This is a genomic window from Sphingomonas sp. AC449 (genome assembly GCF_979253475.1).
This window is the reverse complement of the sequence record NZ_CEEDCZ010000004.1, coordinates 271,996-295,374: the sequence shown is the minus strand read 5'-3', so window position 1 is coordinate 295,374 and position 23,379 is coordinate 271,996. Positions and strand designations below refer to the sequence as shown.

Annotated in this window: 22 protein-coding genes; 14 read left to right on the top strand and 8 right to left on the bottom strand. The window is 67.9% G+C overall.

The features are described from left to right. Window positions 1–208 precede the first annotated feature (208 nt). Window positions 209–1,684 carry a S41 family peptidase gene (locus tag AC0CH3_RS10095; RefSeq protein ID WP_354303488.1) on the bottom strand — a complete coding sequence of 492 codons (1,476 nt, stop codon included), beginning with the start codon at window positions 1,682–1,684 and terminating at the stop codon, window positions 209–211. Between the two features lie 162 nt (window positions 1,685–1,846). Here AC0CH3_RS10095 and AC0CH3_RS10090 point away from each other — a divergent pair, with 162 nt between their 5' ends. The 4 genes from AC0CH3_RS10090 (at window position 1,847) to egtD (ending at window position 4,978) form a co-directional block, all read left to right on the top strand. Next, window positions 1,847–2,074 carry a twin transmembrane helix small protein gene (locus AC0CH3_RS10090; RefSeq protein ID WP_056019618.1) on the top strand — a complete coding sequence of 76 codons (228 nt, stop codon included), beginning with the start codon at window positions 1,847–1,849 and terminating at the stop codon, window positions 2,072–2,074. Between the two features lie 17 nt (window positions 2,075–2,091). Continuing rightward, window positions 2,092–2,658: a cob(I)yrinic acid a,c-diamide adenosyltransferase gene (locus tag AC0CH3_RS10085; protein ID WP_354303486.1), complete on the top strand. Its 567-nt coding sequence runs from the start codon at window positions 2,092–2,094 to the stop codon at window positions 2,656–2,658. Window positions 2,659–2,723: 65 nt separating this feature from the next. After that, the gene (gene egtB, locus AC0CH3_RS10080) at window positions 2,724–4,001 is read left to right on the top strand and encodes an ergothioneine biosynthesis protein EgtB (protein ID WP_354303484.1); all 1,278 of its coding nucleotides are present in this window, start codon (window positions 2,724–2,726) and stop codon (window positions 3,999–4,001) included. Further along, window positions 4,001–4,978, top strand: coding sequence for an L-histidine N(alpha)-methyltransferase (gene egtD / locus AC0CH3_RS10075; RefSeq protein WP_354303482.1), 978 nt, complete (start codon window positions 4,001–4,003; stop codon window positions 4,976–4,978). Before egtB ends, egtD begins: the two co-directional genes overlap by 1 nt. 151 nt (window positions 4,979–5,129) lie before the next feature. Here the strand turns inward: egtD and ppa are convergent, their stop codons facing one another. The 3 genes from ppa to AC0CH3_RS10060 all read right to left on the bottom strand — a co-directional run bounded on the left by ppa (window position 5,130) and on the right by AC0CH3_RS10060 (window position 8,561). Further along, on the bottom strand, window positions 5,130–5,708 hold the full coding sequence (ppa, locus tag AC0CH3_RS10070) for an inorganic diphosphatase (RefSeq protein WP_056019629.1): 579 nt from the start codon (window positions 5,706–5,708) through the stop codon (window positions 5,130–5,132). A 76-nt stretch (window positions 5,709–5,784) separates the two neighbouring features. Beyond that, window positions 5,785–7,698, bottom strand: coding sequence for a M61 family metallopeptidase (locus tag AC0CH3_RS10065; protein ID WP_354303479.1), 1,914 nt, complete (start codon window positions 7,696–7,698; stop codon window positions 5,785–5,787). A gap of 200 nt (window positions 7,699–7,898) precedes the next feature. Beyond that, the gene (locus tag AC0CH3_RS10060) at window positions 7,899–8,561 is read right to left on the bottom strand and encodes a DUF1345 domain-containing protein (RefSeq protein ID WP_333995857.1); all 663 of its coding nucleotides are present in this window, start codon (window positions 8,559–8,561) and stop codon (window positions 7,899–7,901) included. A 48-nt stretch (window positions 8,562–8,609) separates the two neighbouring features. On the opposite strand from AC0CH3_RS10060, the gene hisS reads away from it, so the two are divergent. The 4 genes from hisS (at window position 8,610) to AC0CH3_RS10040 (ending at window position 13,324) form a co-directional block, all read left to right on the top strand. Beyond that, window positions 8,610–9,854, top strand: a complete 1,245-nt coding sequence (gene hisS, locus AC0CH3_RS10055; protein ID WP_354303477.1) for a histidine--tRNA ligase — start codon at window positions 8,610–8,612, stop codon at window positions 9,852–9,854. 106 nt (window positions 9,855–9,960) lie between these two features. Further along, on the top strand, window positions 9,961–11,034 hold the full coding sequence (gene prfA / locus AC0CH3_RS10050) for a peptide chain release factor 1 (RefSeq protein ID WP_056019641.1): 1,074 nt from the start codon (window positions 9,961–9,963) through the stop codon (window positions 11,032–11,034). Continuing rightward, window positions 11,027–11,884, top strand: a complete 858-nt coding sequence (prmC, locus tag AC0CH3_RS10045) for a peptide chain release factor N(5)-glutamine methyltransferase (protein ID WP_354303475.1) — start codon at window positions 11,027–11,029, stop codon at window positions 11,882–11,884. Before prfA ends, prmC begins: the two co-directional genes overlap by 8 nt. A 246-nt stretch (window positions 11,885–12,130) precedes the next feature. Continuing rightward, window positions 12,131–13,324 carry a DUF4167 domain-containing protein gene (locus tag AC0CH3_RS10040; protein WP_354303473.1) on the top strand — a complete coding sequence of 398 codons (1,194 nt, stop codon included), beginning with the start codon at window positions 12,131–12,133 and terminating at the stop codon, window positions 13,322–13,324. Window positions 13,325–13,438: 114 nt separating this feature from the next. On the opposite strand, the gene AC0CH3_RS10035 is transcribed toward AC0CH3_RS10040, so the two are convergent. Beyond that, window positions 13,439–13,765, bottom strand: coding sequence for a hypothetical protein (locus AC0CH3_RS10035; RefSeq protein ID WP_354303471.1), 327 nt, complete (start codon window positions 13,763–13,765; stop codon window positions 13,439–13,441). 96 nt (window positions 13,766–13,861) lie between these two features. Between AC0CH3_RS10035 and AC0CH3_RS10030 the strand changes: the two genes are divergently transcribed. The 4 genes from AC0CH3_RS10030 (at window position 13,862) to AC0CH3_RS10015 (ending at window position 17,710) form a co-directional block, all read left to right on the top strand. Further along, window positions 13,862–14,293 carry a CBS domain-containing protein gene (locus AC0CH3_RS10030; protein ID WP_354303469.1) on the top strand — a complete coding sequence of 144 codons (432 nt, stop codon included), beginning with the start codon at window positions 13,862–13,864 and terminating at the stop codon, window positions 14,291–14,293. Between the two features lie 206 nt (window positions 14,294–14,499). Next, entirely contained in the window at window positions 14,500–16,482 is a 1,983-nt protein-coding gene (locus tag AC0CH3_RS10025; protein WP_354303467.1) for a pilus assembly protein, read from the top strand. Continuing rightward, window positions 16,482–17,060 (top strand): TadE/TadG family type IV pilus assembly protein, encoded by a 579-nt coding sequence (locus tag AC0CH3_RS10020; RefSeq protein WP_056019655.1) that lies wholly within the window; start codon window positions 16,482–16,484, stop codon window positions 17,058–17,060. Before AC0CH3_RS10025 ends, AC0CH3_RS10020 begins: the two co-directional genes overlap by 1 nt. Continuing rightward, the gene (locus AC0CH3_RS10015) at window positions 17,057–17,710 is read left to right on the top strand and encodes a TadE/TadG family type IV pilus assembly protein (protein WP_354303465.1); all 654 of its coding nucleotides are present in this window, start codon (window positions 17,057–17,059) and stop codon (window positions 17,708–17,710) included. The genes AC0CH3_RS10020 and AC0CH3_RS10015 overlap by 4 nt, the downstream gene beginning before the upstream one ends. A 33-nt stretch (window positions 17,711–17,743) precedes the next feature. Here AC0CH3_RS10015 and AC0CH3_RS10010 read toward each other — a convergent pair whose 3' ends face one another. The 3 genes from AC0CH3_RS10010 to AC0CH3_RS10000 form a co-directional block, all read right to left on the bottom strand. Further along, window positions 17,744–18,349 (bottom strand): hypothetical protein, encoded by a 606-nt coding sequence (locus AC0CH3_RS10010; protein ID WP_465237815.1) that lies wholly within the window; start codon window positions 18,347–18,349, stop codon window positions 17,744–17,746. 202 nt (window positions 18,350–18,551) lie between these two features. Next, window positions 18,552–19,523: a lysylphosphatidylglycerol synthase domain-containing protein gene (locus AC0CH3_RS10005; RefSeq protein WP_333995866.1), complete on the bottom strand. Its 972-nt coding sequence runs from the start codon at window positions 19,521–19,523 to the stop codon at window positions 18,552–18,554. Window positions 19,524–19,580: 57 nt separating this feature from the next. Beyond that, window positions 19,581–20,930 (bottom strand): glycosyltransferase family 4 protein, encoded by a 1,350-nt coding sequence (locus tag AC0CH3_RS10000; RefSeq protein ID WP_354303460.1) that lies wholly within the window; start codon window positions 20,928–20,930, stop codon window positions 19,581–19,583. Between the two features lie 287 nt (window positions 20,931–21,217). On the opposite strand from AC0CH3_RS10000, the gene AC0CH3_RS09995 reads away from it, so the two are divergent. Continuing rightward, the gene (locus AC0CH3_RS09995) at window positions 21,218–21,895 is read left to right on the top strand and encodes a response regulator (protein ID WP_056019664.1); all 678 of its coding nucleotides are present in this window, start codon (window positions 21,218–21,220) and stop codon (window positions 21,893–21,895) included. Then, on the top strand, window positions 21,892–23,265 hold the full coding sequence (locus AC0CH3_RS09990; RefSeq protein ID WP_354303458.1) for a sensor histidine kinase: 1,374 nt from the start codon (window positions 21,892–21,894) through the stop codon (window positions 23,263–23,265). The genes AC0CH3_RS09995 and AC0CH3_RS09990 overlap by 4 nt, the downstream gene beginning before the upstream one ends. The last annotated feature ends 114 nt before the right edge of the window (window positions 23,266–23,379 follow it).

Sequence of the window (23,379 nt, the reverse complement as noted above, 5' to 3'; positions counted from 1 at the left end):
CCGAGGGGCGGTGTGTTTGGCCCTGGATCCTGACTTTCGTCAGGATGACGGGTGGGGGTTGTGGAGCGCTGGCCATGCCCCTCGTCATCCTGACGCAGGGCAGGATCCACGGTTAGACGTGCGGCGTGTTTGGCTCTGGGCCCTGACTTTCGTCAGGGTGACGATTTTGGGTGCGGGTGCGTTCAGGTCGGGGCGTTCGACCAAGCGATCAGTACAGGCCGGGGACTTCGCGTTGCGGGGTCGTGGGGCGGTCGGGGAGGAGCAACGTGCGCGTCGGCAGATCCGTCGTCGGGGCGGGGGCGCTGCCGCGCGCCGACGCGGTGATCGCGGTGGCGGTGACCGGCAGGCAGCTGCGGCCCGCGAGGAAGTCGATCGCCTGCCGCGTCGAGGCTTCGCGCGGGTCGCCGAGCGGATAGCGGATATCGTCCTCGGCCCGGCAGCTCGCCTCGACCGTACCGGCGAGCCCGTCATAATAGGCACCCTGACGCGCGGCGTTCTGCGTCGCCAGCGCGACCACGCGGAGACGGTCGTCGCAGGCGGCGCGGTCGAGCCCGATCTGGCCGACGGGCTTGCCATAGGTGTTGGTGCCGATCAGCCCGGCATTGCCGTGCAGATACGGGATCATCGCGTTGATGACGAGCTCGCTCGCGGATGCGGTGCCGCCCGTGCCGATGAACGCGATGCGCGTCGGCGCGATCGATTCGGGCTGCGGCGCGAAGAAGCGCGTCGTGTTGTTCGCGGACTTTTCGGTGCGGTAGGTCGTGTAGCTCGAGACTTCGGACGTCGCGCGGTTGCGGCCGAGCAGGTCGGTCATCAACTCGGCGATCGAGATCAGCCCGCCGCCATTGTAGCGCAGGTCGATGACGATATCGGTGACGTTCTGCGCGCGGAAGCCGGCGAAGGCGGCGCGCAGCGCGGGGTCCGCGGTCGAGATGAACGTCCTGAGATTGAGATAGCCGTAGCTGCGACCACCATCGGTGATGACCTTCGCTCCGTAGCGCGTCGAGACGGGCAGCAGCGCGAAATCGGTCTTGGCGAGCGTGACGGTGCGCGTCCCCTGCGCATCGCTGATCTGCAGCACGCGGCTGGTGCCGACGCTGTTGGGCCCCAGCGCGGCCGAGACGCCCGCGCCACCTTCCGCGGCGAAGATCGCGCTGACGGTCCGCAGCGTGGCGGCGCTGGTTCCGATCGCGACGATCTCCGCACCGCGATCGATCTGCGCCGCAAGCGCGGCACCGCCTTCGAACGATTCGATGATGAAGGCGCGGCGCGCGGTGCCGTCGATGCCGAGACGGAACCCGAAACCCGCATTTTCACCCGCCTGATAATAGGCGTCCTCGTCCCTGATCGACGTCAAATAGGTGAAATAGCGGTCGCGGCGCTGGCCGCGGGCGGTGGCGGTGAGCGCGTCGATATAGCCGTCGACGGTCGTATAGGGCGTCGGGTCGAGGCTGGCGGGGAGCGTTTCGGGGAACAGATACCATTCGCGCAGCTGCGCCGCGGCCCAGTCCTGTCGTTCGCGCAGGCTGCACCCCGTACTGGCCGTGGGTGTCGGGGTCGATCCCGCAATCGCGCCCGTACCCGCCCCGGTGCCCGCCGGCGCGCTTGCGAGCATCGAATCCCCGCCGCACGACGCGAGCAGTGCCAACAGTGCCAGGCTGACGCCGATCCGCCGATTACGCATGTAGAGTTTCCCCTGTTCCTCACAACTTAGCGAGGGCAAGCCATGCTGTCTGCGGGTAAATTGCATCCGCTGTGGTGGTCAAATCGCGGGGTCGTCGGGGCTATTCGCGGGCGGCGGCGGCCGGCCATTGCGGGACGCTCCCGGCGCGCCTAGATTGTCGTCATGAACACCTTCCTCGTCCTCCTCCTGATCGCGGCAATGATCGCGACCGTCGTGGCTCTGGTGCGGGGGGTGGTGACGTTCCTGCAGGACCAGTCCGCACAGGTGAAGGACGGCGGCCCGAGCGCTGCGTCGCTGAAATCGAACCGGATGATGCAGCAGCGGATCTTCTTCCAGGCGATCGCGATCCTGATCGTCGTGCTGATCCTGTTCGCTGCCGGCCGGACCTGATTTCGGACGCGACGACGATGGTGAAGCTGAACAGGATCTACACACGCACCGGCGACACGGGGAGCACCGGGCTGGTCGACGGGTCGCGCGTGTCGAAGGCGTGTCCGCGGATGCAGGCGATCGGCGACGTCGACGAGGCGAACAGCGCGATCGGCGTCGCCGCGGTGGCGCTGGGTGAGCACCCGATCGCGGCGGCGCTCGAGCGGATCCAGAACGACCTGTTCGATCTCGGCGCGGACATCGCGACGCCGGGCGACGATTTCGCGCCGTCCGAAATGACGCTGCGGATCATCGGCACGCAGGTCGAGCGGCTGGAGAGCGAGATCGACGCGATGACCGCGCAGATGGCGCCGCTGACCAGCTTCATCCTGCCGGGCGGATCGCCGGGGGCCGCCGCGCTGCATCTGGCGCGCGCGATCACGCGGCGTGCCGAGCGCGCAGTGGTCGCGGTCGACGACCCGATCAATCCAATGGCATTAGCGTATGTTAATCGCCTGTCGGATTTCCTGTTCGTCGCCGCGCGTGCAGTGAACCAAAATGGCGCGAGCGACGTTCTGTGGAAACCGGGGGCAACGCGCGGATAGCGCTCCGTATCGCTGCATCCTTTTACAGGGCCGTGCCGTGCGCACCGCTCGCGCGAGGACAGTCGATGCCGAACCCCGTCCCCTCCCTCAATCCCGCAGATGCGCGCCAGACCGACGTGCTCGGCAAGCGATTCACCGCGGTCCGCGACCTGTCGCTCGCGCTCGCCGCGCCGCTGTCGGACGCGGATGCGACGGTGCAGTCGATGCCCGACGCGTCGCCGACCAAATGGCATCTCGCGCATACGAGCTGGTTCTTCGAGACGTTCGTGCTGCGCGATCATGTCGCGGGGTACCGGTTGCACGACGAGCGCTTCCCGTTCCTGTTCAACAGCTATTACGAGGCGGAAGGCCGGCGGCATGCGCGCGACCGGCGCGGGATGATCACGCGGCCGACGCTCGACGAGGTCCGCGCGTACCGTGCCCACGTCGATACGGCACTGATCGCGGCGCTGCCCGACCTGCCCGAGGCGGCGCGCGAGCTGGTGGCACTTGGGTGCCATCACGAGGAGCAGCACCAGGAATTGCTGGTGACCGACATCCTCCATCTGTTTTCGGAAAATCCGCTCGAGCCCGCGGTCTGGGCCGCGCCGCGCAAGGTACCGGTCGAGATGCCGGGCGCGATCGGCTGGATCGAACGCGACGCCGGGATTGCGCGGATGGGGCATGACGGCGAGCCCTTCGCGTTCGATTGCGAGACGCCGCGGCACGACACGCTGCTGACGCGCCATGCGATCGCCGACCGGACGGTGACGAATGGCGAATGGGCGGCGTTCATCGCCGATGGCGGCTATAGCGAACCGCGCCACTGGCTCGCCGATGGCTGGGCTTGGGTGAAGGCGGAGCGCATCGTCGCGCCGATGTACTGGGAAGAGCGCGACGGCGGCTGGACGCGGTTCGGGCTCGACGGGCGACGCGCGATCGACCCCGCCGCGCCGGTCACGCATGTCAGCTTCTACGAGGCGGACGCCTATGCCAGCTGGGCGGGCGCGCGGCTGCCGACCGAGGCCGAATGGGAGGCCGTTGCGGCCGATTATCCAGGCGATGGCGGCAACCAGATGGATGCGGCGGGCCCGGTCGAGCCGCGGCCGGCACGTGCCGGCGACCCCGCCTTTTTCGGCGACGTCTGGGAATGGACGGGGAGCGCCTATCGGCCCTATCCCGGCTTCCGCGCGGTCGAGGGTGCGGTCGGCGAGTATAATGGCAAGTTCATGAGTGGGCAGTTCGTGCTGCGCGGCGGGAGCTGCGCGACGCCGCGCGGCCATGCGCGCGCGAGCTATCGCAATTTCTTCTACCCGCACCAGCGCTGGCAGTTCACCGGCGTCCGGCTCGCCAAGGATATCTGATGTTGAAGCGTGAAATCGAAGACGGCGAGCAGAGCCTGGCCGATCCCGCCTTTCGGGCGGACGTGCTCGACGGCTTTGCGCGGCGGCCGCGCGCGATTCCGGCGCGCTGGTTCTACGACCGGCGCGGGTCCGAGCTGTTCGAGGCGATCACCGATCTGCCCGAATATTATCCGACGCGCACCGAGCGATCGATCCTCGAGACCGCGTGCCCCGAGGTCGCCCAGATTGCGGGCGCAGGGCGTGCGGTGGTCGAGTTCGGGTCGGGGTCGTCGACCAAGACGCCGATCCTGCTGAAGGCGGTGGCGCCGTCGGTCTATGTGCCGATCGACATTTCGGGCGATTTCCTGCGCGAATCGTCGCGCGTGCTTGCCGACCAATTCCCCGAGCTGCTGGTCCTGCCGTTCGAGGCGGATTTCATGAGGCCGCTGGCACTGCCCAAGACGATCGCGGACACGCCCAAGCTCGGCTTCTTCCCGGGATCGACGATCGGCAACATGATCCCGCTGATGGCGGTCGACCTGCTGAAGGCGATGCGTGCGTCGCTCGGGATCGGCGCGATGCTGCTGATCGGGATGGACCGGATCAAGGATCCGGCGGTGCTGGTCCCCGCCTATGACGATGCACAGGGCGTGACCGCGGCGTTCAACATGAACCTGCTCGAGCGGATCAACCGCGAGCTCGATGCCGACGTGCCGGTCGAGGCGTTCCGGCACAAGGCGGTGTGGAACGACGACCGCGCGCGGATCGAGATGCACCTCGAGGCACAGCGCGACGCGGCGTTCACGATCGAGGGGCGGCCGTTCGATATCGCCGCGGGCGAGACGATCCACACCGAGAACAGCCACAAATACGGGTCGCGCGATGCGCGGATCCTGTTGCGGTCGGGCGGGTGGACGCCGATCCGCGAATGGACCGATCCGGCGGGGCTGTTCTCGCTGTACCTGGCGGAAGCGCAGGCGGAGCGGCCGGCGCCGTAAGTGCGGGAGGACACATGTTGTCCGTCACCCCAGCGAACGCTGGGGTATCGTTCCGCAGGGGCGACGGGGCTTGAGCCGCGGGAGACCCCAGCTTTCGCTGGGGTGACGTACTTCAATGAAGGGGGCGCCGCGCGACGCCCCCGCACTGTGATCAGCGGCCTGCGGCGTCGTCCGCGTTCATCGGCTCGTCGCCCTGCTTCTTGGCCGCTTCGTAGCGCTCGATCGCCTCGATCGTGATGCGCTTGGCTTCCTCGGCATCGCCCCACTTGCCGACACGGACCCACTTCGTCTTCTCGAGGTCCTTATAGTGGGTGAAGAAATGCTCGATCTGCTCGAACACGATTTCGGGCATGTCGGCACGCTCGCCGATATTGGCGTAATACGGGAACACCGCGTCGACGGGGACGCAGACGAGCTTCTCGTCGCCGCCGGCCTCGTCCTCGAGGTTGAGCACCGCGATAGGGCGCGCGCGGACGACGCAGCCGGGGATGAACGGCGAGCGCGCAATCACGAGCGCGTCGAGCGGATCGCCATCGGGGCTGAGCGTGTGCGGCACGAAGCCGTAGTTCGCGGGATAGCGCATCGGCGTGTGCAGGATGCGGTCGACGAACAGCGCACCCGACGCCTTGTCGAACTCGTACTTCACAGGCTCGCCGCCGGTCGGGACCTCGATGATGACGTTGAGGTCTTCGGGCGGGTTCTTGCCGGTCGGGATGAGATCGATGCGCATGGCGGTCCTTTCAGAAATGACGGTGCCGGCGCTCCACCTCGGGGAGAGCGGCCGGCACCGGAAGATAAAGTGGCTGTCAGCGCGGCATCAGCAGCCTGTCGAGCCCACCGTCACCTGTACCCACCTTCTCGAGCCGCGGATAGCGCGGGCCGTCATGGTAATCGAGCGAGATGTCGCGAAATCGGTCATTGTTCTTCACAGTAAGCCGGATCGGCAGCTTCGTCCCCTGTGCCGCCAGGATCGCCGCCTTGATGCGATCGGACGAATAGGACTCGCCATTGACCGCCTCGATTTCGGTGCCGATGTCGATCCCCGCCTTGAACGCGACGCTGTCCCAGATCGTCGCGGTGACGACGCCTTCCTTGTTGACGACCATCCCGAGCGAATAGCTGACATCGGTGCCGCGGCTCTTTTCCGCCTGTTTGAGATACGGGCTCTGCACGGGGCCGTAGACGAGCTTGTAGCCGTTCATCGCAAAGCCGTTGATCGGCGCGGGCTTGCCCGTCTCGGTCAGCCGCGTGTTGAGGAAGCCCGCCCAGTCATAGGGGAGGATGCCGTTGAGCGTCTTGGCGACCTCGTCGAACGTATAGGTGACCTCACCATAATCGCCGTTGCGGATGCCGAAGAACGCCTTGGCAAAGTCGTCGATCGACTTCTTGCCGCCCGACTTCTGGCGGAGCATCGCGTCGACCTCCATCCAGACCATCAGCCCTTCGTTGTAATAATCCTCAGACCGCTGCCAGCTGGTCCAGCCCTTGGGACGGCGTGCGGAGATGACCGGATCGTTGGTCGTGTCGACCAGCGGCCGCCACTGGCGACCCGGCGCGGTGTCGTAGATGCCGAGGATCGAGGCATAGCCGTCGAGCGTGTCCTGCTTGCTGACGAGCCCCGAGCGCGCCTGGAGCACATAGCCCCAGAACTGCGTCTGGCCTTCATAGACCCAGAGCAGCGAGTTGCGCATCGGCGTGCGGAAATCGGGCGTCCACAGGTCGGCGCCGCGGCGGAACTTGCCGTCCCAGCTGTGCGAGAATTCGTGCGGCAACAGGTTGCGCGCCGACGCGCCCGTCTCCCATTCGGTGAAATAGCCGGGGCGGACGCCGTTTTCCGAGCTGCGATGATGTTCGAGCCCGATCCCGCCGAGCTGGTCGGTGATCGAGAGCAGGAATTCATAATGGTCGTAATGCTCCGCGCCGAACGTGCGCGCGGCCTGCTCGACGAGCCGCTTGTGCGCGTCGATCTGTTCGGGCTTGGCGGCGAGCTGGTCGGGGCTGTCGGCGAAGACGTTGAGGTCGACCTTGGGGCTCAGCGGCCAGACCTTGCCGTACTTGCCCGCGAGGATCGGCGAATCGACGAGGATCTCGTAATTGGTCCGGTCATAGGCATAGGTCGAGCCGGTGACCTTGGCGGGCAGCGCCCCCGCCGCGGTCCAGCCCGCGGGATAGGTGACGGTCATCTTCACCGGGATCTGACGCGTGAAATATCCCGCCGGATACAGGCTGACCGAGTTTGGCTGCAGGCTGATCATCGTCGGGGTCATGACGATGCGGCCCTGGTCCGCCTTGGTCGCCGAGATGAACTGGAAGGTCGCGTCGAGCTGCTTCGTGCCCGCGGGAACGTCGATGTGGAACGCGAAGACGTCGACCGGGTCGCGCGTCCAGGGCAGGATTCGGCCGTTCGCGCGGATCACCAGCCCGGCGAGCTTCTCGATCTCGCCGCGCGGCGAATGCGCGCCGGGGAGCCATTTCGGGAACAGCAGCGCCATCTTGCCCGACGTCGCGACGGGGATCGTCTCCTTCACGCGGAAGATCCCGCGCTCGGTATCGGTCGCATCGACATCGAGGAGCAGCGTGCCGGGATAGGGCGTGTCCCGCGCGGCGGGGATGGTGTCGACGAACGGAACCGGCTGCGGTGCGGTGTTGCCGGCGGGGACTTGCGCGACCGCGGGAAGTGCAGACGCGAGCAGGGATGCGACGAGAAGCTTGCGGATCAAGGAAAGGCCTTCCGGCTGAGAGACGATGGCACAGCGTAATCGCGCGAAAGGCCAGTCGTCCAGTCCTTTACCGAGGGCAATTAGGTCGGTTTTCCTACGCGTCCCCCGTCATCCTGACGAACGTCAGGATCCAGGGTTGCGGGCGGTGGCATGTCTGGCTCTGGATCCTGACTTTCGTCAGGATGACGGGAGAGGCAGCGTCAGCTGCTGCCGAGCACGTTGATCGTGAAGGCGAGCACGCCGATGTTGAAGACGAACGCCGCCATGCACTGGCCCAGCGCGACTTTTCGCACGCGGCGCGACGTGATCTCGACGTCGGAGGTCTGAAACGTCATGCCCAGCGTGAACGCGAAATAGGCGAAGTCCCAGTAATCGGGCTCGGCGCACGACGGGAAGTCCAGCCCGCCCGCATCCTTGCCGTCTTCGCCGTCGCTGTAGAACAGATGCGCGTAGTGCAGCGTGTAGACCATGTTGGAGAAGAGCCAGGCGAGCACGAGCGTCGCGACCGAGATCAGGATCGCGACGAGATCGGTCTTGCCCTGCAACTCCTTCGCCACCGCGACGAGCACGACGATCAGGATCGTCCCGCTGAACGCGAGCAGCACCGCGCGATTGGCGTCGTTCTCGTCCGCATAGCGGCGCATTCGCTCGGCGGTCGCGTTGCCGAACAGAGTCGCGACGGTGGCGAGGAACAGGATCGCGGCGATATCGAACGCCGCCATCGTGCCGCGCCCCAGCCCCAGACCGACTCCGAACGGGGGGATCAACGCGACGAGGCCGATCGCGAAGACGATCGCGAACAGGACGAAGCGCGGCGGCGCGACGCGCTGGCCAAGCCCCCAATATCGGACGGGATTGCTCATGGCACGGCGCTAGCGCTTCGCAGGCACGTCGCCTAGATACGCGCCATCATGGCCAGAATAGAAACCCCGCGCCGCGTCCGTGGCACCCAGGACATTTTCGGTGACGAGCAGCGCCGCTTTGCGCACGTGCTTGCGACGTTTGAACGCGTGCGGGCGCTGTACTGCTTCCAGCGGATCGACATCCCGGTGTTCGAATCGACCGCGGTGTTCGCGCGCTCGCTCGGCGAGACGACCGATGTCGTGTCGAAGGAAATGTACAGTTTCGAGGATCGCGGCGGCGATTCGCTGACGCTGCGCCCCGAATTCACCGCCGGGATCGCGCGCGCGTATCTGACCGAAGGCTGGCAGCAGTTCGCGCCGCTCAAGATCACGACGAGCGGCCCGGTGTTTCGCTACGAGCGCCCGCAAAAGGGGCGGTTCCGGCAGTTCCACCAGATCGACGCCGAGGTGATCGGTGCGGCGGAGCCCGCGGCGGACGTCGAGCTGCTGGTGCTCGCGGATCAGCTGCTGCGCGAGCTCGGCATTGCCGAGGGCGTGACGTTGCAGCTCAACACGCTGGGCGACGCGGCAACGCGCGAGGCATGGCGCGCGGCGCTGGTCGCGCATTTCGAGGCGCATCGCGGGGATTTGTCGGAGGACAGCCTGACCCGGCTCGAAAAGAATCCGATGCGGATCCTCGATTCGAAGGATCCGAAGGACCGCCCGATCGCGGACAGCGCACCCGATATCGACGCGTATCTGACGCCCGAGGCGCGTGCGTTCTTCGACGCGGTGACTGCGGGGCTCGATGCCGCGGGCGTCGCGTGGGAGCGCAATGCGCGGCTGGTGCGCGGGCTCGATTACTACCGCCACACCGCGTTCGAGTTCGTGACCGACCGGCTGGGCTCGCAGGGCACCGTGCTGGCCGGTGGCCGCTATGACGGGCTGATCGGCTCGCTGGGCGGGCCCGAGACGGCGGGTGTCGGCTGGGCGGCGGGCGTCGAGCGGCTTGCGATGTTGCTGGACGAGCCGGCGGCGGCGGCGATCGATGCGGTCGTGGTGCCGATGGGTGCGGCCGCCGAGGCGCGTGCGACGGGTATCGTCGCGGACCTGCGGCGTGCGGGTGTGGCGGTCGAGATGGCGTACAAGGGCAAGATGAAGGCGCGGATGGCGAAGGCGGATGCGCTCGGCGCGCGCTTCGCGATCATCCTCGGCGATGACGAACTCGCCAAGGGCGTTGCGGCGGTGAAGACGCTCGGCGCGGGCACGCAGGTCGAGGTGGCGTTTGCCGATCTGGCGGAGGCGCTGCGTTGAGCCTGCCCGTCATCCCGGCGCAGGCCGGGATCCAGCGCCATGAAGGCTGCGCCCGGTTACCCTGGATCCCAGCCTGCGCTGGGATGACGGTGGCGGGAGTGCGCGCATGACCCAGATCTCCCCGGACCGGATCCGCGCGATCGAGGCGCGGCGCGACGAGTTGCAGGCGCTGATGTCGACCGGCGACCTGCCGTCGGACCGTTTCGTCGCGGTGTCCAAGGAATATGCCGAGCTCGAACCCGTCGCGCAGGCCGCGACCGAAGTGCGGCGGTTGCGGCAGGAGGCCGAAAGCCTCGCCTTCATGGCCGAGGATGCCGACGACGAACTGCGCGCGATGGCGTCGGAGGAGCTTCACGAGAATCGCACGCTGCTCGAGACCGCGGACCGCAAGCTCGCGCTCGCGCTCCTGCCGCGCGATTCGGCCGACGAGCGCTCGGCGATGCTCGAGGTGCGCGCCGGCACGGGTGGCGACGAGGCGGCGCTGTTCGCGGGCGATCTGTTCCGCATGTACCAGCGCTATGCCGAATCGCAGGGTTGGCGCGTCGAGATGATCTCGGGATCGTCGTCGGACGCAGGCGGCTTCAAGGAAGTCGTCGCCAGCGTCACGGGGCAGGGCGTGTTCGCGAAACTCAAATACGAGAGCGGCGTCCACCGCGTCCAGCGCGTGCCCGCGACCGAGGCGGGCGGGCGGATCCACACCTCGGCGGCGACCGTCGCGGTGCTCCCCGAGGCGGAGGAGGTCGACGTCAAGATCGACGACAAGGACCTGCGCATCGACGTCTATCGTTCGTCGGGACCGGGCGGCCAGTCGGTCAACACGACCGATTCGGCGGTGCGCATCGTCCACATCCCGACTGGCCTCACGGTGATCCAGCAGGACGAGAAGTCGCAGCACAAGAACAAGGCGAAGGCGTTGCGCGTGCTGCGGACGCGGCTCTACGAGGCGGAGCGCGACCGGTTGCATGCCGAGCGCGCGGGCGCGCGCAAATCGATGGTCGGGTCGGGGGATCGGTCGGAGCGGATCCGGACGTATAACTTCCCGCAAGGCCGCGTCACCGATCACCGGATCAACCTGACGCTGCACCGCTTGCCGGAGATCGTCGCGGGCGAGATGGACGAGCTGATCGGCGCGCTGGTGTCGCAGGACGAGGCAGACCGGCTGGCGCAGCTGGATGGCTGAGATCGGCCCCGCCCCCTCGCACGGGCGCGGGGGCGGCGGGGAAGTCCGTGCGGCGCTCGCCGCCACCGCCGCGCGTCTTGGATTCTCGGCGACGCCGCGGCTCGATGCCGAGTTGCTGATGGCGCATGCGCTGGGCGTCGAGCGTAACGCGATCCTGCTCGATCCGGATCGCTACGCGGTGCCCGACGCGTTTGCAGGGCTCGTCGATCGGCGCATGGCGCACGAGCCGGTCGCGTACATCACGGGCACGCGCGGCTTCTGGTCGATCGATCTGGCGGTCGGCTCCGGCGCGCTGGTGCCGCGTGCCGACAGCGAGATGCTGCTGATCGCCGCGCAGGGGCATTTCGGTGCGCGCGCGCCCGGCACGATCCTCGACCTCGGCACGGGCCCGGGCACGCTGCTGCTCGCGGCGCTCGACGAATGGCGCTCGGCGCAGGGGGTCGGGGTGGATTTCTCGCGCGCGGCGCTGGGCTATGCGCGCGCGAACGCCGCGACGCTGGCGATGGCGGACCGCGCGCGGTTCGTCTGCGGGCGCTGGGCGGGCGCGCTCGACGCGCGGTTCGACCTGATCCTCGCCAACCCGCCCTATATCGCGACCGATGCGGTGCTGCCGCCCGAGGTGCACGCGCATGAGCCGCATGCGGCGCTGTTCGCGGGGGCCGACGGGCTCGACGACTATCGCATCCTCGCGCGGCAGATTCCCGCGCTGCTCGCCCCCGGCGGTGCCGCGGCGATCGAGATCGGATCGACGCAGGCGGTCGCCGTCGCCGCGTTGCTCGAGGCGCAGGGGCTCCGCACGGCGCTGCATCACGACTATGGCGGCAACCCGCGCGTGCTGCTCGCAACTTGAATTAAGTGGCGCGGATCCGCATATTTCACTTGTAGGAAGGCCTTCCGGGCCGCTATCACATGGGCAGGGGCACGCAATCTCGACGAGATGGTCGTTTTTGAGCGTTGGCCCGCATCCTTCGCCTTAAAGTCGCTGCAGTCCGGCGGCTCTGGCAAGTCCGACGCATCGTCATCGATGCGCGGCGGGGGGTTTGCACCGCATTTCGGAGCACGACCAGATTTTGGTTCGACGACTGAGGACACAAGCTTGATCAACAACCGGCAAGCCGGCCGCCGTCGCGGTCGTGGCAACAATAATAATGGCGGCAGTGGTGGTGGCGGTCAGCGCCAGGGCGGCGGCGGTGGTGGCGGCCAGGGCGGCCGCGACACGGGCAACCGCATCGACAGCCGCGCGCGCGGCAACGCGAGCCAATTGTACGAGAAGTACAAGAACCTGGCGCGCGACGCGCAGATGCAGGGCGACCGCGTCAACATCGAATATTATCTGCAGTTCGCCGATCATTATTTCCGCGTGTTGAGCGAGACGCGCGCGCGCTTCGAGGAAAACCAGCCGCAGGCGCAGCAGCAGCCGCGTCGTCAGCAGCCGTTCGATCTCGATGGCGACGACGATTATGGCGACGAGGGCGAACCGATCCGCTCGGGCGAACAGCAGGGCGGCGAGCAGGCGCGCGAGCAGTCACGGGGCGATACGCAGCCGCGCGACCAGAATGGCGGCCAGCAGAACGGCCAGTACCAGAACGCACCCCGCCAGCAGCGGGATGCGCAGCCCCGCGAAGACCGCCCGCGCTACGAAAATACCCGCAACGAGGGTCAGCGCAATGACGGCCAGCGCAGCGAAGGCCAGCGCGAGGATCGCGTCCGTGGTGACGGCGCGCGGAACCAGCCGCGCTTCCAGTCGCGTGACGACCAGGGTGGCGACGAGCAGCCGCGCGAGACGCGGGGCGAGTATCGCGATGCGCCGCAGCGTGAGTCGCGTCGCGCGCCACGCAGTGCGCAGGCGCGCCACGCCGAAGCCGAGGGCGACACCGCACGGCCGGTGACGCCGGGGGACGCACTGCAAGCCGAAGCGACGCCGTTCGAGACCAGCCGCGGCGAGGCCCCCCAGGGCGGAACCGCGCCGGATACCGCCCAGCCGACCGAGGTCGCAGCATCCGAGGAGCAGCCGCGGCGTCGTGGTCGCCCGCGGCGTGACCGTAGCCTCGACGAGGCCCCCGTGTCGGCGGCGAACCCGGCCGACACGATGGCACCGGCCGCGTTCGACGCGGACCGTCTGCCCCCGTCGCTCGGCATCTCGACGCTGAAGGCGCCGACGCTGTCGCTCACCCCGTCGCCCGATGCTGCGCCGGCGACGGACCCGGCTCCCGCGAGCGAGGCTGCGTCCGAAGAAAAGCCGCGTCGCCGGCGCGTCCGCGTCGCGCCCGACGAGGTCCAGGCGAACTGATCGCGCACGCCGGCGACGTCCGGCGCGCCTGAACCGAAAAGGCCGGTATCGCAGGCGCGATGCCGGCCTTTTTCATGCCCCGCGATCAGGTGTCCGCGATCACCGGACAGGCGATCAGTCGAGGCGGGTCACGTCCTCGTCATGGCCGGTTCCCGAACTGAGGAAGGCCAGCCCCATCAACAGCCCTGCCATCATCACCGACCCGCCGACGCCGCCGAGTATCGCGAGCATCGTCACGAGGTGAAGCGGGCCCTGGATATGCGCCATCGCGGTGATCACCGCGGCCGCGCACGCCGCCGCCGCCAGCGTCATCCACGCCATGATCGTCCGGAACCGCGCCCAGGCGAACGCGGCATAGCCCGGGTCGCCAAGTCCGCTCGGCTGTGGGGACGGGCGAGCGTCGGGCGCTGCGGCGGAGGGGGCATGCAGGGGACCGGTCATCGCTTCCCATTGCCGCGCAAACATGGTTTTCTCAAGCCACGCGCCCGCAGAGGCGATGACGGCCAGCAGGACTGGCGCAGCGAAAGGAGAGGCGAAATGACGATCGCGACGATTCTTCAGGGGCGGCAGCCAGGCGGGGTGGTGACGCTGCACCCCGATGCGACGGTGGCGGACGCGGTCGCGCTGCTTGCGGAACGGCGGATCGGCGCGGTGCCGGTGCTCGATAACGACCAGGTGGTCGGGATCTTTTCCGAACGCGACGTGATCCACTGTCTTCAGGCGCATGGCGCATCGGCGCTCGCGCAGAGCGTTCGCGACGTGATGACCGCCGCGGTCAAGTCGATCGCACCGGGCGAGTCGGTGATCGGCGCGCTCTCGCTGATGACGCAGCGGCGGATCCGTCATCTGCCGGTGATCGAGGGCGGCCGGCTGGTCGGGTTCGTCTCGATCGGCGACCTCGTCAAATACCGCATCGACCGGATCGAGGCCGACGCCGCGGCGATGCGCGCGTATATCCAGTCGACCTAGGCGTTCGTCGAAGCCGCGGTCCGCGCGTCGGCCGACGGGGTTCGATCGGCGTGACCGCCGTGGATCGCGCCATGGCAGGACGCGCGAAGATTTCATGTACTGATATGCATCAATAACCTTGGCACTAATCCTGATTTATTCTCTCAACCATATTTCAAACATTTAAAACCAAAACGGCTTCAAGAGCGATCTTTAGGAAGCCGATTTTGAGATACAGTCTGGGGCGGGTCACGTCGCTGCCGCGCGATGTTCGCGGCAATACGTTGATCCTCTTTGCGTTTGCGCTCCTGCCGCTGATGGGGATGATCGGCGGCGCGCTCGACATGAGCCGTGCCTATCTGGCGAAATCGCGTCTCCAGAACGCGTGCGATGCGGCGGTGCTCGGCGGGCGCCGCGCGATGGCGGCGTCGACGTTCGACACGTCGGCACGCGACTCGGCGAACCGGTTCTTCAGACTGAACTTTGCCGAGGGGCAGTACGGGACGACCAAGCCGACGATGGACTATGATGTCGGGAACGACATGATCGTCCACGGCAAGGCGGGGGTCGTCGTCGAGACCGCGATCATGAAGATATTCGGATACACCCGGATCCCGATCGAGGCGACCTGCGAGGCGCAGCTCCAGCTGCCCAACAGCGATATCATGTTCGTCCTCGACACCACGCTGTCGATGGCGGAGACCAATTCGGGCGATACCAAGTCGAAGATCCAGGCGCTGCGCCAGTCGGTCACCGATTTCTATACCACGCTCGACAATGCGCAGTCGCCCGCGTCGCAGGTCCGCTACGGGTTCGTGCCCTATTCCTCGACGGTGAATGTCGGGCTCCTTCTCAAGCGCGAATGGATGGTCGACAGCTGGGACTATCAGTCGCGCGAGCAGGACGGCTTCGAGGACAGGGCGGGGGGCACGCAGGGCGCGACCGTCACGACCAACAGCAACTATTCGCCGTGGAGCGGGACCAGGACGGTGACGACGCAGCCGGGATCATCCGAGGAATGCGTCGCCCCGCCGAATGAAAGCTATTCGGATTCGACGAGCTATACCGCGTGGAACCCCTCCGCGTCGGCGCTCCCGCGGTCGCGGACCGCGACGCGGACGATCAACGGCTCCACGTACAGCGCGTCGCGCAACAGCAACGGCGTGTGCACGATCACGAAGACGACGTTCGAGGCCTATCGTCAGACCTATGACCAGACGGTCGAAGCGAACCCGGACGCGGGCGAGGAAACGAATGGCCGGCGCGTCTATTACTGGAACTACAAGAAGATCAATTATCCGCTCGCCAGCCTGAAGGGCGCGTCCGGGACGGGGCTGGTCGGCGGCGGAAGCCTGTCGACGATGCTCGGCAACAACTTCACCGCGCGGACGATCAACTGGGGCAATGGCAGCCAGGGCGCGTGCATCGAGGAGCGCAAGACGCTGCGCCCGTACGAGACGGGAACCGCCTATGACCTCGACGTCGACCTCGTCCCGATCCCCGGGAACGCCGACACGCAGTGGCGCCCGTTCCTGCCCGACCTGGTCTGGGCGCGGTCGGTGTCGAACTATGGTGGCGCGACGATCAGCGGCTGGCAGCCCAACACCGTGTCGCACGTCTCGAACAACTATATCGCGCTGGGGTCGTACAAGACCGATTTCGCGGCCTGCCCATCGACCGCGCGAAAGCTGGCCGCGATCCGGACGTCGTCGGACAAGGCGGCGCTGACGACCTATCTCAACGCGCTGGTCCCGCGCGGGCGGACCTATCACGACATCGGGATGCTGTGGGGCCTGCGGCTGATGTCCGCCGAAGGGCTGTTCGCGAAGGAAAACGCCGCGGCGGCGAACGGCAGCAACATCTCGCGCCACCTGATCTTCATGACCGATGGCGATACCGAGACAAACATCGCCGATTACGACGCCTATGGGCTGTCCGCGCTGGATCGGCGCCGCACCGCTACGGGAAGCCTGCCGACGAAGTCCGAACAGGACAGTATCGTCGAGGACCGGCTGGCGCGGCTGTGCACGATCGCGAAGGAAAAGAAGAACATCACCGTCTGGGTGATCGCGTTCGGTACGACGCTGACATCGCTGCTGTCCGACTGCGCCTCGCCCAATCGCGCGTATCAGGCGAACAACGCGGCCGAGCTTAACACGACTTTTGCCGACATCGCCGCGCGCATCTCGCAATTGCGGGTGACGCACTGATGCGCCGCCCCGGCCGGCGCGATACGCGGGGTGCCGCGATGATCGAATTCGCGATCGTTTCGCCCGTTCTGATGCTGTTGATCATCGGCGGACTGGCGTTCGGGCACAGGCTGTACGTCAAGTCGGTGCTCGAGGGAGAGATGCAGAAGGCCGCGCGCGACACGAGCCTCGAGGATGCCGGGAGCGACGTGCGACGCGCTCTGATCCAGGACCGCGTGCGGATGCAGGTCCTTCGCGTGATCAACAGCGCCCGCGTCGAATTCGAGCTGACCTCGTTCCACGATTATCGCAACGCGCAGAACCGGGTCGAGGAATATGTCGACAGCAATCACGACGGCCGCTGCAACAAGGGCGAAACCTATGTCGACGCCAACAATAACGGCGCGTGGGACCTCGAGGGCGGCACCGAGGGCGTCGGCGGGTCGAAGGACGTCGTCCTGCTGACCGCGACGGTGAGCTATGCCAGCTTCCTGCCGATGGTGCAGGGCAACGGGATCCTGAAGGTCGTGTCGAGCACGTTGCTCCGAAACCAGCCGGCGAGCGACCAGGCGCCAGCCCCGCTGCGGACCTGTTCGTGACCATCGTCAGTTTTATGCGATCGGCGCGGCTGGTCCGCGACACGCGCGGGCTGGCGCTGGTCGAGTTCGCGCTCGTCCTGCCGGTGATGATCACGCTCGTCTTCTACGGCATCGAACTCGCCAACTATACGCTGACGCGGCAGCGGATCAGCCAGCTTGCGCTGCAGGTCGCGGACAACGGGTCGCGGATCGGTATCCAGGAGATTCTGCGCAACCGCCCGATCACCGAGACGCAGATCAACGACCTGTTCACGGGGGCCGCGTTGCAGGGCGGGACCGTCGACATGAGGGGCAAGGGGCGGATCATCCTGTCCGGCCTGACGGTCAACAGCGGCGGCGGCCAGTGGATCCAGTGGCAGCGCTGCTATGGCGCGATGGCGTTCGCCTCGCACTACGGCAGGCAGGGCGAGGGCGCGCAGGGATCGGGGTTCAAGGGCATGGGGCCCGAGGCGAACAGGGTGACCGCGACGAGCACCGGCGCGGTCGTCTTCGCCGAGGTCGCGGTCACATATTCGCCGATCATCTCGACGATGTGGGCGCCGTCGCCGACGATTTCCGAGATCGCGTCGTTCGCGGTCAGGGACGACCGCGACACGTCGGGCACCGGCATCCAGAACGACGAGAAGGTGCCCGTGTCGACCTGCCCCTGAGCCCGGAGCCCGGAACGATCGGCGCCGCGTGCGTCAGAACTCGCGCACCACGCGCACGCCGAGACGGGGGCGGAACGGGCCCTGATGGCCCCGCTCGGCGCCGAGCCCCGCCTGAACCGACAGCCGGCCCGCAAAGGCGCGATGCCATTGCGGCATGAACAGCCAGTGGCGGCTGTCGCCGGTCTGGCGGTTGATCTCGAACCCGATAACGGTGGCGGGATCGAGATCCCAGAAGGTCGTGTGATTGACGAGCAGCCCGGTCCCCTCGGACTTGCGAAGCGTGACGTCGCCGACGCCGACCATCGTCATCGTGCTCAGCCGATCACCGAAGCGGTTGCCGAGCAGATAGAGCAGGCTGCTCGACCAGCCGCCGTCGCGGCGATTGTGCAGCCCGAGATACTGCACGCCGTGGATGCTGCGACCGCCGCGAAACGTTCCGAACGTCCCCTGAAGCCCGATCTTGTAATCGGTCGGGCGGCCGTTGATGAACGGCAGTTCGACCTCGACCGCGAACCCGTTGGCGACCGCATATTCGACTTCGGGCGCCCATTCGACGTCGCGCGATGTGCCGCTCAGATTGACCTGCGCCAGTGTATTGGCCTCGAGCTCGCCGCGACGCGCGCCGAGCGGGCGGATCATGTCGAACACCATCGGCTCGGGAATATTTGGGACGGGAGCGGGCGCGGTGGCGTGCTGCGCGTATGCGGGGGTGAGGGTAGCGAGACCGAGCGCAAGGCCGGTGGCAAGGCGAGGCGGCGCAGCGCTGTGAAGCGCACGGGGGATCATGATGACGGCATTCCGATCGACGGGCAAAGGACAGCGCCGTCATCGCCGCACCGACTTACGCCGACCTTACGCGCGCCTCGCGGATCTCGTGGAGCGCGAACGCGAGCATGCCGATCGCCAACGGAACGAGATAATAGATAAGCCGATAGGCGAGCAGCGCCGCGAACAGCGTCGCACGGTCGACCTCGGGCAGGCTGACGAGCATCACCGCCTCGAACACGCCGACGCCGCCCGGCGCGTGCGTGATCAGCCCCGTGACGATCGCCACCAGATAGCCGAGCAGCAACGCGGGAAACAGGCCCGCCGCCGAATCGGGAAGCAGGACCAGCAGCGCGGTGGCGGCGAGCAGGATGTCGATCCCCGCGAGCAGGATCTGGAGCGCGGCCTGGCGGACGCTCGGCAACGGGATCGTGCGGCCGAACGCGACGAGCGTCCGCCCGCGGTACCAGTGCAGCGCGAGCACCGCGGCGCCGAGGATCGCGAGCCCCGCCGCACCGATCGCCGCATGCGCGGGATAGGTTAGCGTCATCCCCGCGATCGCGACGTCGCCTGGCTGCAGGATCAGGCCGAACCCGAGCAGCGTGAGGATGCCCGACCAGAAGGTGATCCCGGTCAGCACCATGATGTGCGCGACCTCGCCGATGCCGAGCCCCGCGGGACGATAGATGCGCAGCCGCGCGGTGCCGCCGGTCAGCAGCGCAAAGCCCAGATTGTGGCTGAAGACATAGCTCGTGAACGAGGCGAGCGCGGCGCGGCGATAGCGGACCTGACGCCCGATGATCCGGAGCGCGATCACGTCATACCCGGTCAGCACGACATAGCTGAGCGCCGTCACCGCGGCGGCGGCGAACAGCCGGTGCCAGCCGATCCGCGCCAGCGCGCGCTGGATATCGTCCCAGTCGATCCCCTCGAGCAGCCGGACCAGCGCGGCCCCGGCGATCCCGACGACGACGATCATCACGATCGCGATGGCCACCGTGTGCGTCGACCGCGCCTGCAGGATCGGCGCCTTCAGGACGCTACGCACGCAGGCGACCGCGACGTCGTGTCTGGTTGGTCCGTAGTTGGTGCGTCATAGGATCGGTTAGCGCCTGATCCGCCGGGTTCGTTCCGTCACGCCGCCATGCGCCATGTCGTGCCCGGTCACGGATCCGGGCGAAAGCGAGCCGGAGACAGACGATCCGGGGGCAAGCAGCGCGCGATAGGCGTCGACGACCATCGCCGACGCGCTGTCCCAGTCATAGTCGCTGCTGGCGGCGCGTGCGTTGCGCGCCATCGTTCGCCGCAGATCGCGAAAGCCCGCAAGCCGTCGGACCGCGGCGACGGCTTCGTCGAGATCGCCCGCCGGATAGAACAGCCCGGTGCCTCCCCGCAGCAGGTTGCGGCCGCTCGGGATGTCGACGCAGACGCTGGGCAGCCCCGACGCCATCGCCTCGAGCGTGACATTGCCAAAGGCCTCGGTGACGCTGGGATTGACGAAGACGTCCGCGCTGGCGACCGCGCGCGCCAGCGCCTCGCCGGTGAGGCTGCCGGTGAAGCGCGCGATCGGCAGGCGACGCTCGAGCCACGCGCGCTCGGGGCCGTCGCCGACGACGAGCGGCCTGATCGCTATCCCCGACGCGCGGACGCGGTCGACGATGTCGGCGAACAGCGCGGGGCCCTTTTCACGGACGAGCCTGCCGAAGAACAGCAGCACGACGTCGTCCTCGGCAAAGCCGTGCGATCGCCGCCAGTCCTCGTCGCGGCGCGCAGGCGAGAACAGCGCGCGGTCGACGCCGCGTCCCCACAGATGCGTGCGGTCACCCAGCGCGGTCGCGGCGAATTCCTCCGCGATCGGGCGCGTGGGGACCAGAATCGCGTCGCTGCCGTGATAGAAGCGGTCGAGATGGCGCTCCATCAGCGGCCGGATCAGACCCGCGCCATAGAATTGCGCATAGGTCTCGAACCGCGTGTGCAGGCTCGCGGCGATCGGGATGCCGAGCGACCGCGCGAGCCGCTGCGCCGCGACGCCGGTCCAGTCGGGCGCGGAGACGTGGACGATCTCGGGGCGGAACGCGGTGATCTCGCGGCGCAACGCCGCGGACAGCCCGAGTCCGAGGCGATAGTCGCCGCGCCCGGGAATCCGGACGGATGGCACCGAGACGAGCGTCCCCTCGGGCTCGAACGCCGCGCGGGGCGCGGTCGGCGAATAGACGCGGACGTCGGTGCCGCACGATTCGAGAAACCCGACGAGCCGGTTGAGCGCCTGATTGGCGCCATCGCGGAGATAGTTGTAGTTGCCCGAGAACAACGCGACCCGCCGCGGCGCGGCGCCGGTCGATCGAACCACGTGCCCGGCGATGCGTGGCACGGCGGCACGGGCGGGGGCACGGATCGGGTCGCGCGACGATATGGAGGCGGTTTGCCGTACGGGATTGGAACTGAGATCGAGCATGAGGCAACTCTGATTGCGGGGCGCGAGCGCGCCGCCGGTGGTGAGCATGACGGCGCGGGCGGGCAGGGGGCGGCCGCACCCGACGGTCGTCGGGTTCCCGGTCGGGCGGCGCGCGAAGGCCTGGGTCGTGGTCGCAACCCGGACCAGACGGGGCGCCGTGACGGGGGCATCGGCCGGCCCCCGATCGGGAACCGATTGCGAGGAACCGCCGGCCTAGTGCGGCTCGCTTACGCCAACCTTACGCCGCCGCCGGTCGCTGGCGTTCGCTGCGCAGGCAGGACGGCGCGATGAGGGTGCTGATCGTCGAGGATCACGGCGACCTCGTCACGATGCTGGTCCGCCTGCTCGACGAGGCGGGCTATGCGTCGGACTGTACCGCGACCGCCGCGGACGCGCTGCTGGTGCTGTCCTATACGCGCTATGCGGTGGTGATCCTCGATCTCGGTCTGCCCGATGCCGATGGCCTGTCGGTCGTCAGGACGATGCGCGCGCGCGACGACCGCACGCCGGTGATCGCGCTGACCGCGCGCGCGAGCGTCGCGCACCGCGTCACGGGGCTCGAGGCGGGCGCGGACGACTATCTCGCCAAGCCGTTCGCGCCCGAGGAACTGCTCGCGCGGATCCAGGCGCTGCTGCGGCGCAGCGGGACGATCGTCGACCGGACGATCGAATGCAGCAACCTGTCGTTCGACCCGGCGAGCAGCGAGGTGACGATCGACGGCACCCCGACGATCCTGTCCGCGCGCGAACTCGACGTGCTCGGCGCGCTGATCCGCCGCGCGGGCCGCGTCGTGAGCAAGCAGCATCTCGAACATCTGCTGTTCGGGATGGATGGCGATCTGGGGTCGAACGCGGTCGAGGTCTATGTCCACCGCCTGCGCCGCCGCCTTGGCGACGCGCGCGCGGGGGTCGATATCATCACCGTCCGCGGCGTCGGCTACATGATGGTGGACCGCAGCGCATGAGCGCCAAGCCGCGGTCGCTGACCGCGCAGATCCTTCGCTGGCATGCGATCGCGGTACTGATCACCGCGATCGCGGTCGCGGGCGGCGTCTATGCGTTCCTCGATGCGACCGCGACGACGATCCAGCGCCAGACGCTCCATGTCCATGCGCAGGCGGTGCGACAGGGGCTGTCGCGCGATGCGCAGGGGCGGCTGCGGTTCGCGCGCGACACGACCAGCTCGGCGGTGTTCGCGCCCGGCGGCGGCTTTGCCTATCTGATCCTCGACCGTCGCGGCCGGATGATCCTCGCGTCGCAGACCGCTTCGGTCCTGCCGACCGCGGCGATCCCGATCGGCCCCGAGGAGCGGTTCTTTCGTCGCCAGTCGCGCCGTGCCTTCTATGTCGGGACGAGCATGCCGGCGGTGATCGGCACGCGCGCGGGCGACCCGGTCTGGATCGTAATCCTGCAGAATCTCGCGCATCCCGACTATATCGTCGACGACCTGCTCGCGCAGTTCCTGTTGTACGGGATGGCGATCGTGACGCCGCTGCTGCTCGCGCTGCTCGCGATCGACGTCGTGATCATCCGGCGTGCGGTCCGCCCGGTGCGGCAGGCGTCCGCCTCGCTCAGGACGGGCGATGCGCTGCCGCTCGACCTGCGGCTCGCCGACGACCGGCTTCCCGCGGAGGTCCGCCCGCTCGCGCGCGCGGTCAACGCGATGCTCGAGCGGCTCGCGTCGAGCTACCGGATGCAGCGCGACTTCACCGCCGATGCCGCGCACGAGCTGCGCACGCCGATCGCGGTCGCGCGGTTGCGGGTCGAGGGCGTCGCGGACCCGGCGCTGCGGACCGCGTTGCGCGCGGACCTCGACAGCCTCGGGCGGATCGTCGAGCAACTCCTCGAGATCACCGAACTCGAGACGGTGGCGCTGGACATGGCGGCGCCCGTCGATCTCGTGCAGGTCGCGACCGATGGCGTCGCGTCGATCGCACCGCTGGCGTTTCGCGCGGGCAAGACCATCGCCCTGTCCGCCGCCGCGGACTCCGTGCTCGTCGCGGGGCACGCGGCGTGGATCGGCAAGGCACTCGGCAGCCTGCTCGAGAATGCCGTCAAGCACAGCGGCGACGGGACCAGGATCGACGTGCGCGTGTCGCGCGACGGGACGCTGGCGGTGTGCGACGACGGTCCGGGGATCGGCGCGCAGGACCAGTCGCTGATCTTCCACCGGTTCTGGAAGCGCGATCGGTCGGCGGGGACCAATACGGGGCTTGGCCTGGCGATCGTCGCGCAGGTTGCCGAGGCGCATGGCACCGACGTCTCGCTACGGTCGCAACCCGGCAGCACGGTCTTCGCGATCGCCTTCACGCCGCTCGGGACGACGGGGCCCTGACAGCGTCCGGCGGGCGCGGATAACCTGCGTCACCCCGCGTCCATTCGGCCCGTTTCGGGTTTGATCTTCGTTAACCTCTTCATGCGACTGGAAAATAAACCCAAAAAGCGACGA

Excerpts from the sequence above, each read along its gene's own strand:
- AC0CH3_RS10095 (WP_354303488.1), bottom strand. The coding sequence starts at position 1,684 with ATGCGTAATCGGCGGATCGGCGTCAGCCTGGCACTGTTGGCACTGCTC.
- AC0CH3_RS10090 (WP_056019618.1), top strand. The coding sequence starts at position 1,847 with ATGAACACCTTCCTCGTCCTCCTCCTGATCGCGGCAATGATCGCGACC.
- AC0CH3_RS10085 (WP_354303486.1), top strand. The coding sequence starts at position 2,092 with ATGGTGAAGCTGAACAGGATCTACACACGCACCGGCGACACGGGGAGC.
- egtB (WP_354303484.1), top strand. The coding sequence starts at position 2,724 with ATGCCGAACCCCGTCCCCTCCCTCAATCCCGCAGATGCGCGCCAGACC.
- egtD (WP_354303482.1), top strand. The coding sequence starts at position 4,001 with ATGTTGAAGCGTGAAATCGAAGACGGCGAGCAGAGCCTGGCCGATCCC.
- ppa (WP_056019629.1), bottom strand. The coding sequence starts at position 5,708 with ATGCGCATCGATCTCATCCCGACCGGCAAGAACCCGCCCGAAGACCTC.
- AC0CH3_RS10060 (WP_333995857.1), bottom strand. The coding sequence starts at position 8,561 with ATGAGCAATCCCGTCCGATATTGGGGGCTTGGCCAGCGCGTCGCGCCG.
- hisS (WP_354303477.1), top strand. The coding sequence starts at position 8,610 with ATGGCCAGAATAGAAACCCCGCGCCGCGTCCGTGGCACCCAGGACATT.
- prfA (WP_056019641.1), top strand. The coding sequence starts at position 9,961 with ATGACCCAGATCTCCCCGGACCGGATCCGCGCGATCGAGGCGCGGCGC.
- prmC (WP_354303475.1), top strand. The coding sequence starts at position 11,027 with ATGGCTGAGATCGGCCCCGCCCCCTCGCACGGGCGCGGGGGCGGCGGG.
- AC0CH3_RS10035 (WP_354303471.1), bottom strand. The coding sequence starts at position 13,765 with ATGACCGGTCCCCTGCATGCCCCCTCCGCCGCAGCGCCCGACGCTCGC.
- AC0CH3_RS10030 (WP_354303469.1), top strand. The coding sequence starts at position 13,862 with ATGACGATCGCGACGATTCTTCAGGGGCGGCAGCCAGGCGGGGTGGTG.
- AC0CH3_RS10020 (WP_056019655.1), top strand. The coding sequence starts at position 16,482 with ATGCGCCGCCCCGGCCGGCGCGATACGCGGGGTGCCGCGATGATCGAA.
- AC0CH3_RS10010 (WP_465237815.1), bottom strand. The coding sequence starts at position 18,349 with ATGATCCGCCCGCTCGGCGCGCGTCGCGGCGAGCTCGAGGCCAATACA.
- AC0CH3_RS10000 (WP_354303460.1), bottom strand. The coding sequence starts at position 20,930 with ATGCTCGATCTCAGTTCCAATCCCGTACGGCAAACCGCCTCCATATCG.
- AC0CH3_RS09995 (WP_056019664.1), top strand. The coding sequence starts at position 21,218 with ATGAGGGTGCTGATCGTCGAGGATCACGGCGACCTCGTCACGATGCTG.
- AC0CH3_RS09990 (WP_354303458.1), top strand. The coding sequence starts at position 21,892 with ATGAGCGCCAAGCCGCGGTCGCTGACCGCGCAGATCCTTCGCTGGCAT.